Source organism: Roseateles sp. GW823-FHT07B05, from assembly GCF_058794515.1.
In genome coordinates, this window is record NZ_JBXAGX010000013.1 from 124994 (window position 1) to 131046 (window position 6053).

A 6053-nucleotide genomic window follows, 5' to 3' on the forward strand; every position below is an offset into this window, starting at 1 on the left:
ATGACCGAACCCGTCCACCTGCCCGAAACCATGCGCCCGCAATGGCTCGCCTTCGAGCGTGCGCTACGCCGCTGGGTCCCGACCCAGGGCTTTGATCAACAGCGAGTCGACCTGGTCATGGCTGAGGTGCGGGCGCACTATCTGGCGTGCGCTGCGCCTGATGGCGAGCTGCGCAGCGATGGCCACGAAGCGGCGCTCTCCGACCTGCAGGACTGGGCTGTTCTGGTGGCCTACCGGCTGGCGGTGCGCCTGGTGGGCGTTGAGCTGAATCGCAACAGCGCGGCGGCACCGGCGGCGGCGCCGGCCGGACTTTCAGCCGGCCCAGCGTGGCCACCTATTGCAGCTCGGCAGTGGCACGGCTTCTGCGCCGACGTGCGACGTTCGACAGCAACGTCCTACAGCCGCGCGGCCGTCGACGCGGCGCTGGCGGCGCTCGCTCCGCTGTGGCCGGAACTGGCGCGCCCGTTGCCCGCGCTCACCGTGTGGCGTGCGCCTGGCGCAAACGATCTGCTGCTGCGCCACCTGCGCCACTGGGCCTTCGCCAAGCAGTTGGCCATGCTGCAAGGCCTGGCGCGTGCTGAGCATGCCCTCTTCGCGCTCGCGCCAGCACCCCCACCGTCGACGGCGGCCTCTGCTTCCTTGGCGGCCGTTCTGCCCTTCCCGGCTCGCGTCGATTCCAGCTGACGCACTCACCTCGCGCCCCGCGCCGGCCGCGCGACTTCAACACCACCCCGCAGGGGCGTCCCATCGTCGCCCGGGGTCTTTCACTGCTCAAAAGGATCGCCCATGTTCAACCCCCGCCCACTCACCGGCCCCTCGGCTGACCGCATTGCGAACGCTCGCAACCTGGCTGCGCTGGCGGCTGACTTCCCCGATGACGACTCAGCCGCGCGCGATGGCTTGGCCGGCATCACCATCCTGCTGGGCGGGCGGTGGCCATTGACTGAAGCAGCAGTCCTCGGCGCCATGCGCCTGGCCAGATCGTCGTCGTCGGAATGGTTGCGCCGGCTGGCTGTAGGCGTGGTGTGTTCGCTGCATGTCCAGCCGATGGAAGCGCCGCGCCTGGACCGTTGCGCGGAGGCGCATGGCCTGGCTTCGTTGGGCGTCCTGCTGCTTGACGATGCATCGGCCGCCTTCCCCTTGCTCTGCCGCGTCGCGGGCCTGCTGAATTCCGCAACGCCCGACGTGGCGAAGGCGCTTGACCTGGCTCTGCATGCGTCCAGCATTTCCGACGCGGGCAGTCCCGGCGCGACGCTGGCCAGGGCCGTGGCGATGGCCCTGTGCTCCCCTGCGCCTGAGATCGTGCTGGCCGAGTTGGGCACGCTGCAATGAGTCCGCGCCGCCCTGGTACGCCCGAGATGGGCGCAAGGGAGTACCGACTCTGGACAGAGGCTGTCGATGCCGTCGACTCTGGAATTGACCAGCTCCGTGATGCCATCGCGAGTGCGCTGCCAGATGACCAGTCTGCACCGCTGTTCGCCCAGCTCGAAGTCATCGAAGGACTGCGGGCGGCGGAGGCTGACCACGCCGAGGCGGCGTTCAAGGCGCTGGCCGCAGCGTTGCTGCCACGCAAGGCGGCCAGGTAGCCGCCATGCAGCTTCGCTTGCCCGTTCACCTCATCTCGCTACACTGCGCGCAGGTGCTTGAAAACACCTCGAAACCAGCGGCTAGCCGCCCCGACAGTGCGGCTTTGTCACGCCCCTATTCCGAACGGTCAACGGGCGGGATGCGTCCGTCCGTAAGGCGGACGGCTCGACTGGTTTCGAGTTTTCAACATCCCGCCCACCCTCTGCGCTTGAAAACGCCCGGGGGTGGTCTCCAGACGCTCATCCAGGAGCCTGTGACCATGACCGCAACGCAAGCCGGCCGCTCGGCCGCACCTGTGCACACCGCTGCACGCCTCGCGCCCTCGGCGCCCCCTCACTACCTGCGCCGCATGGCGCGCTTCCTGGTGCTGCGCGCTGCGCTGCGTGGCCGGCTGAGCTGGCCCGTCGCGCTGCTCATGCTGGCCCGCCTGGAGGTGCAAGCATGAACGCCGCACCGCTTTTCAAGCCTTTCTCGTGGCTGCGCGACGAGCAGCGAAACGATCCGCGCCTGATGCTGATCGCTGAGGCTCGCGACGTGACTGCCGGCGCCATCGAGATCGTTACGCTGATTGAGCGAGACGACCTTGATTCATGCTGCGCCGATGAGGGCGGCAATGACCTTCCGCCGCTGCTGCCGCCGTCGACGCGGGGCAATCTGACGCGGCTGGCGGTCGCCAGCCTGGAGCTGTTGGTCGCGAGGTTGGATGACTGCCTGAACTACAGCGAAGGCGCAGTGAGGGACGCGCGGGACATGTCCGGCTTGGCTCGGCTTCTCCCGGCCAGCCCGTGCGCCGGCATGATGTTGACGGCGGAGGAAGCGGCCGGCCTGGTGGCGCTTCGCGCGCTGCTTGACGGAAAGGCGGTGCTTCAATGAACGCGCCGACTCAAGAGCTGCGGATTGTCATCGGCTCCGGCTATCTCCGCTTCAAGGGCACGCGTGCGCAGATAGAGGCCGAAGGGCTCATCCCTGTTGGCACGGAATACCCGCGAGACCACGATGTTGTGAGTTGGCAGCGAGCCGGCATCAAGTTCAGCCTCTGCCGCGCGCGACCCGATGACGCCAAGGGGCATCGCCGCGCTTGGGCCAATGCGGACTTCTGGCGCGTCGATATTTGCGTGCCCGCCCATGACTGGTACTGGGCGCAGCGCAGGAGGGTTCAGGAGAAGGCCGAGGAACTGCGCGCTGAGATCTATCGTCAGACGCCCGAAGGCGCCAGCGCTGAGCGGTTGCTTCTGCATCGCTGGTGTGCAGCCAGGGCGGACAGCGCCTATCAGGCGTTCCGCACGCAATGCGTGCCTGCGCGCAAGACGCCGGGTCGGCCGAGCGGTGCCCCAGTCGCCGGCGCCAGTGCAGTAGGTGAACGCACGGGAGAGCGCCAGCGATGACGCCTCGCAAGCCATCTGCCCGCACTGCCTCGCCGCGCGTTGTTACGCCTGCGCTTGTTCGCGACGCACTGCAGTGCATCCCGCCCGACCTTGACCGCGAAACCTGGGTGCGCCTGGGCATGGCGGTAAAGGCCGAACTGGGGGCCGATGGCTTTGAGCTGTGGGACGGCTGGAGCAGCCAGGCCAAGGCCTACAGCGCCACCGACGCGCGGGACACATGGCGCAGCATCAAGGCGGGCGGCAAGGTCAAGGTGGGCACGCTCTTTGGCATCGCCAAGGAACACGGCTTCCGGTTCCCCGACGATGCCGGCCCGGCGCTGAGCCCTGAGGCTCTGGAGGCACAGCAACGGCAGCACGCCGAGCAGCAGGCCAAGCGCCAGGCGGCGCAGGCGGCCGAGGCGGAGAAGTACCGGCGGAAGGCCGAGCAAGCCGCGCGCGATGCTGCCGAGCTGTGGGGCGACGCCACAGACAAGGGCGTTAGCCCGTACCTGCAGCGCAAGGGCGTGCACGCTTACGGCGTGCGCTTTCTGCCCGATGGCACGCTGCTGGTGCCGCTGCGTGACGAGTCCGGCGCGCTGCACAACCTGCAGCGCGTCGCGCCACGGCCGCCGACCGATGCAGAGCAGGCGCGCGGACTCACGGAGAAGCGCTTTCTGTCGGGTGGGCGCAAGCGCGGCTTGTTCCATGTGCTGGGCGCCATCGACGGCGAGGCTACCGACCTGGTGCTGATGGCCGAGGGCTACGCGACAGGCGCGAGCCTGCATGAGGCCTGCGCCCGGCCGGTGGTGGTTGCTTTCGACGCCGGTAACCTGGCGGCCGTGGCGGAGGCAATGCCGGCGCGATTCTCTGGCGCTCGGTTCCTGGTGTGCGGTGACGACGACACCGAGACCGAGGCGCGCAGCGGCAAGAACCCTGGCAGGGAGGGTGCGGCCAAGGCCGTGCGCAAGCTGCAGGCGCTCGGCTGCGCGGCGGCGATGTTGCTGCCCAGTGGGTTACCTGCCGCCGGCAGCGACTTCAACGACCTGGCGGCGGCCGCAGGGCTGGACGAGGTTGCGCGCCAAGTGGAAGCAGCGGCCCATTCGCCGACAACGGACAAGGCGCCGAGGGTGCGGCAAGCTCGCAGAACGGCCTCAGGCGGCGCGAACGAGGGCGCCGACGTGTCGGCGCCTGCCGAGGGCGCGGAAGACGCCTCAGAGGCCGCGCCTGCCGGCGTGCCAGGCGGGCGCGATCCGTTCCGCCTGGACGAGCGCGGAGTCTGGTTCGTCGTTCGCGACGGCGAGGGCAACGAACGACCGCCGCAATGGGTGTGCGCTCCGTTGCACGTCACGGCCCGCACTCGCGACGATGCCGCCAACGGCTGGGGTTATCTGTTGGAGTTCAGCGACCCCGACAGCAACGCCAAGCAATGGGCCATGCCGGTGGCCATGCTTAGCGGCGAGGGCGCCGAGTGGGCCGCGCGCCTGGCTGACATGGGGCTGGAGATCGCGCACGGCCCCGCAGCTCGCAGCCGCCTCGGCCAGTACATCAAGACCCGGAATCCCGTGGAGCGTGTCACCTGCACCGACAAGGTCGGTTGGCACGGCGGCGCCTACGTGCTGCCCAGCCGCTGCATTGGCGGCAGCGAGGGCCGGCGCTACGTGTTCCAGAGTGAAGGCGGCATGGAAGACACGTTCCGCATGCGTGGTGACCTTGGCACTTGGCGCGCGACGGTGGCGGCACTGTGCGAGGGCAACAGCCGGTTCGTGTTCGCGGTGAGCTGCGCTTTCGCTGGTGCGCTGCTGCTGCCTGCCGGCGTAGAGAGCGGCGGCTTTCACTTCCGCAGCGGATCTAGCCAGGGCAAGACTTCAGCCCTGCGGATCGCGGCCAGCGTGTGGGGCCGGGCGGACTACGTGAAGCGCTGGCGCACCACTGACAACGCCCTGGAGGCGACGGCCGTGCAGCACAGCGACGGGCTGCTAATCCTGGACGAGATCGCCCAGCTCGATGCCAGCAAGGCCGGCGAGTGCGCCTACATGTTGGCCAATGAGCAGGAAAAGGGCCGCAACACCCGGGGCGGCCTCAACCGCAAGCAACGCACCTGGCGCCTGCTGTTCCTGTCGTCGGGTGAGGTGAGCCTCTCCACGCACATGGCCGAGGCCGGCAAGCGCGTGATGGCTGGCCAGGAAGTTCGCATGGTCGACATTCCGCTAGACGCAGGCCAGGGCATGGGCGGGGTGGAAGAGCTGCACGGCTGCACGGGGCCGGGCGCGCTGGTGGAGGAAATGACGACGGCCGCCGCGCGTTGTTATGGCGTGGCCGGCCGCGCCTGGCTTGAATGGGCCTGCGAGCATCAAGGCGAGTTGTCGGAGCGCCTGTCCACGATGGTGGAAGCGGAGCGAGACGCGATGCTGCCCAACGGCGGCGCCGAGCAGGTGCGCCGCGTGGCCCGCCGCTTCGCACTGGTGGCCGCTGCCGGCGAGCTGGCCAGCGAGGCGGGAATCACTGGGTGGCCCGCGCGTGCCGCGTCAGACGCTACCCGGCGCTGCTTTGCCGACTGGCTGGCCGCGCGTGGCCACCTCGATAACGGCGAGGACGCGCAGGCCCTGGCGCAGGTGCGGGCCTTCATCGAGAAGAACGGGGACGCGCTCTTCACCTGGATGCATCGCGCGCACGATGACCATAGGCCGAACACGGCACTGCGGGCAGGCTTCAAGCGCCTGGTGGACGCCGATGGCCAGCCGTTGAAGATGGACGAGGCCCAGGCTTACATGGAGCGCCGCTCGACGGCTGAGTCATCGGAAAAGTTCAACGCATCCACCGACTACCTCATCCTGCCCGAGGCCTGGAAGCGTGACGTGTGTAAGGGGCTGGACGGTACGGCCGTGGCCGAGCTGATACGTAAGCGCGGGCACCTGATGCATGAAGCCGGCCGGCTGATGCGTAGCTACCGCGTGCCTGGCCTGGGCAAGGTCAAGCTGTATCACCTGAAGGCATCGGTGCTGTCCGATGAGCTTTGATGCCGACCTAGGGCTACGCTGAATAAGCCTTTGATTTCGGGGACGGCTTCCGCAGGCTGATCGCGGGGACGATTTGCGCAGTGAA

At 68.6% G+C, this 6053-nt stretch carries 7 protein-coding genes; all 7 read left to right on the forward strand.

What is annotated here, in order from left to right:
* The 7 genes from AC1Q7O_RS22745 (at window position 1) to AC1Q7O_RS22775 (ending at window position 5968) form a co-directional block, all read left to right on the forward strand.
* The gene (locus tag AC1Q7O_RS22745) at window positions 1–684 is read left to right on the forward strand and encodes a hypothetical protein (RefSeq protein ID WP_492662359.1); all 684 of its coding nucleotides are present in this window, start codon (window positions 1–3) and stop codon (window positions 682–684) included.
* Between the two features lie 102 nt (window positions 685–786).
* Window positions 787–1332, forward strand: a complete 546-nt coding sequence (locus tag AC1Q7O_RS22750) for a hypothetical protein (protein ID WP_492662360.1) — start codon at window positions 787–789, stop codon at window positions 1330–1332.
* A gap of 26 nt (window positions 1333–1358) precedes the next feature.
* Window positions 1359–1586: a hypothetical protein gene (locus AC1Q7O_RS22755; RefSeq protein ID WP_492662361.1), complete on the forward strand. Its 228-nt coding sequence runs from the start codon at window positions 1359–1361 to the stop codon at window positions 1584–1586.
* 260 nt (window positions 1587–1846) lie between these two features.
* Entirely contained in the window at window positions 1847–2032 is a 186-nt protein-coding gene (locus AC1Q7O_RS22760) for a hypothetical protein (protein WP_492662362.1), read from the forward strand.
* The gene (locus AC1Q7O_RS22765; RefSeq protein WP_492662363.1) at window positions 2029–2460 is read left to right on the forward strand and encodes a hypothetical protein; all 432 of its coding nucleotides are present in this window, start codon (window positions 2029–2031) and stop codon (window positions 2458–2460) included. The genes AC1Q7O_RS22760 and AC1Q7O_RS22765 overlap by 4 nt, the downstream gene beginning before the upstream one ends.
* Window positions 2457–2972 carry a hypothetical protein gene (locus AC1Q7O_RS22770; RefSeq protein WP_492662364.1) on the forward strand — a complete coding sequence of 172 codons (516 nt, stop codon included), beginning with the start codon at window positions 2457–2459 and terminating at the stop codon, window positions 2970–2972. Before AC1Q7O_RS22765 ends, AC1Q7O_RS22770 begins: the two co-directional genes overlap by 4 nt.
* Window positions 2969–5968: a DUF927 domain-containing protein gene (locus tag AC1Q7O_RS22775; RefSeq protein WP_492662365.1), complete on the forward strand. Its 3000-nt coding sequence runs from the start codon at window positions 2969–2971 to the stop codon at window positions 5966–5968. The genes AC1Q7O_RS22770 and AC1Q7O_RS22775 overlap by 4 nt, the downstream gene beginning before the upstream one ends.
* The last annotated feature ends 85 nt before the right edge of the window (window positions 5969–6053 follow it).

What these genes read in the sequence shown, in the direction of transcription:
- AC1Q7O_RS22750 (WP_492662360.1), top strand. Translation starts at nt 787, where the DNA reads ATGTTCAACCCCCGCCCACTCACCGGCCCCTCGGCTGACCGCATTGCG.
- AC1Q7O_RS22755 (WP_492662361.1), top strand. Translation starts at nt 1,359, where the DNA reads ATGGGCGCAAGGGAGTACCGACTCTGGACAGAGGCTGTCGATGCCGTC.
- AC1Q7O_RS22770 (WP_492662364.1), top strand. Translation starts at nt 2,457, where the DNA reads ATGAACGCGCCGACTCAAGAGCTGCGGATTGTCATCGGCTCCGGCTAT.
- AC1Q7O_RS22745 (WP_492662359.1), top strand. Translation starts at nt 1, where the DNA reads ATGACCGAACCCGTCCACCTGCCCGAAACCATGCGCCCGCAATGGCTC.
- AC1Q7O_RS22765 (WP_492662363.1), top strand. Translation starts at nt 2,029, where the DNA reads ATGAACGCCGCACCGCTTTTCAAGCCTTTCTCGTGGCTGCGCGACGAG.
- AC1Q7O_RS22775 (WP_492662365.1), top strand. Translation starts at nt 2,969, where the DNA reads ATGACGCCTCGCAAGCCATCTGCCCGCACTGCCTCGCCGCGCGTTGTT.
- AC1Q7O_RS22760 (WP_492662362.1), top strand. Translation starts at nt 1,847, where the DNA reads ATGACCGCAACGCAAGCCGGCCGCTCGGCCGCACCTGTGCACACCGCT.